Genomic DNA, 2,401 nt, shown 5'->3' on the forward strand with positions numbered 1-2,401 from the left:
GCATTTCCACCCATCGTCATCCCCGGGCTTGGCCCGGGGATCCACGAGTTTCTTGCTCTGGCAAACTCGTGGATGCCCGCACCAAGTGCGGGCATGACGCGTTAAACAGGGTCGGAATTGTACATGTTGGGAGAAGACCGGGATGCTGAGCTACATTGTCCGGCGGCTGTTGCTGCTGATCCCGGTTTTCTTCACCGTTTCCATCATCATCTTCGGCATCATCCATCTGGTGCCGGGCGATCCGGTCGACAATCTGAACCGGATCGGGTCGAGCCCGGAGCAGAGAGCCATCATCACCGCCCGCTATGGGCTGGATAAGCCCCTCGTCGAGCAATACCTCCTGTGGCTGGGCAAGATGGCTGAGGGCGATCTCGGTGACGCCATCGTCATGCGGCGCCCGGTGATCGATCTCCTTGCCCAGAATATCCCTTTCAGCCTGCGCCTTGGCGGTGCGGCTCTCCTCTTTTCAACCCTTCTCGGCATTGCCGCCGGAACACTTGCCGCCATCCACAAGGACAGCCGCATCGACCGGGGCGTCATGGCGGGCATCCTGTTGGGGTCCACCTTGCCCAGCTTCTGGCTGGGCCTGCTGCTCATGCTGCTTTTTTCCGTGCAGCTCGGTTGGCTGCCGGTTTCGGGCGCGCGTTCCTGGCAGGCGCTGATCCTGCCGGTTCTCACCATTGGCCTGGGCGGTACGGCGCTGGTGGCACGCGTCACCCGCGTCGCCATGCTGGAGACGATGCAGAAGGATTTCGTGCTGTTGCTGCATGCCAAGGGCCTGCCGGCGCGCCGTATCCAGCTGCGCCATGTGCTGCGCCATGCCTTGATGCCGGTCGTCACGATCTTGGGCCTGCGCATCGGCTGGATTCTGGGCGGTGCGGTCACCGTCGAATTCGTCTTTGCCCGGCCGGGCCTCGGCACCCTCCTCATCAAGGCATTGAACCAGCATGATTATCCGGTCATGCAAGGGTGCCTGCTGATGCTGGCCGTGGCCGTCATGCTGGGCACGCTGATCGGTGATCTGGTGCAGGCGGCGATGGATCCCCGCATCCGGCACGCGATGACATGAGCATGGCTTCGATGACTTCCCCCTCACCCCGCTGGCACAGCTTCCGGCGCAGCACGGCCGGCAAGGTCCTGCTCAGCCCCAAGGGCGGCATTGCCGGCGTCTATCTGCTGATCCTCGTCCTCATCGCGCTGCTGGCCCCCTGGATCACCCCCTATCCCTACGACGTGCAGGAATTGACCATCGCCTCGCAGGCGCCGAGCCTCGCCCACTGGCTGGGCACCGACGAGTTCGGCCGCGATGTACTCTCGCGCATCATGTACGGCGCGCGCACCTCGCTTTCGGTCAGCATCACCTCCATCAGCGTCTCGGTCTTCATCGGCATGATGCTGGGGGCCGCAGCCGGCTATTTCGGCGGGCTTTTCGACCGCATGACGACGGCGGCGGTCGATCTTTCCTGGTCCTTCCCGGAAATCCTCATCGCCCTCATCCTGGTCGCCATCATCGGGCCGGGCCTCACCTCGACCATGCTGGCGATCGGCATCGCCTATCTTGCCCAGTTCACGCGCCTCACCCGCGCGCAGATTCTCAGCTTGAAGAACGAGACCTATATCGAGGCGACGCTCAATCTCGGCGCCAGCCACGGCCATATCGTCTTTCGCCATTTGATGCCCAATGCCCTGGCGCCGGTCATCATCTGCGGCATGCTGGCGACGGGCGATGCCATCATCCTGGAGGCGACATTGGGTTTCTTCGGCCTCGGCGCGCAGCCGCCGGTGCCCTCCTGGGGCGCCATGATGAGCAGCGGCTCGGCGCTCATTTTCAAGGCACCCTGGGTCATCATTTTTCCAGGATTGGCCGTCGCCATCACCGTCATCATGATCAATCTCTTCGGCGATGCCCTCATCCGCGCGCTCGATATCCGCGCCAAGCTGCGGGAGGGCTGAAGACCATGGCCCTTCTCGAGGTGCGCGATCTTTCCATCGATATCCACGGCATCCGGCCGCTGGACGGCATTTCCTTCTCGCTCGACAAAGGCGAAATCCTCGGCATCGTTGGCGAATCCGGCTCGGGCAAATCCTTGACCGCCCTCAGCGTCATGGGCCTGCTGCCGCTCATCGGCGGGCGGATCGAACGCGGTTCGGTGCATTTCGATGGGCTGGACCTCACCAGACTGCCGGAGCCTGAATTCCGCAAGCTGCGTGGCAGGCGCATCGCCTTCATCACGCAGAACCCGATGACGTCGCTCGATCCGGTGATGCGTGTCGGCGCCCAGATCGATCAGGTGGCGCGCCTGCATCTAGGCCTCGATGCCAAGGGGGCCCAGGCCCGCAGCATCGAGATCATGGAAAAACTGCGCATTCCGGAAGCCGCCACCATCTATCACCATTATCC

Annotated in this window: 3 protein-coding genes; all 3 read left to right on the top strand. The window is 63.1% G+C overall.

What is annotated here, in order from left to right; translation table 11 throughout:
* Window positions 1-142 precede the first annotated feature (142 nt).
* The gene (locus tag ACE3OO_RS20145; RefSeq protein ID WP_374305885.1) at window positions 143-1,069 is read left to right on the top strand and encodes an ABC transporter permease; all 927 of its coding nucleotides are present in this window, start codon (window positions 143-145) and stop codon (window positions 1,067-1,069) included.
* 11 nt (window positions 1,070-1,080) lie between these two features.
* On the top strand, window positions 1,081-1,953 hold the full coding sequence (locus tag ACE3OO_RS20150; RefSeq protein WP_374305887.1) for an ABC transporter permease: 873 nt from the start codon (window positions 1,081-1,083) through the stop codon (window positions 1,951-1,953).
* A 5-nt stretch (window positions 1,954-1,958) separates the two neighbouring features.
* Window positions 1,959-2,401 (top strand): ATP-binding cassette domain-containing protein (locus ACE3OO_RS20155; protein ID WP_374305889.1); only part of this gene is annotated, 443 nt, incomplete at its 3' end.

Origin of the sequence: Ferrovibrio sp. (assembly GCF_041906005.1) — a bacterium.
Lineage (GTDB): Bacteria > Pseudomonadota > Alphaproteobacteria > Ferrovibrionales > Ferrovibrionaceae > Ferrovibrio.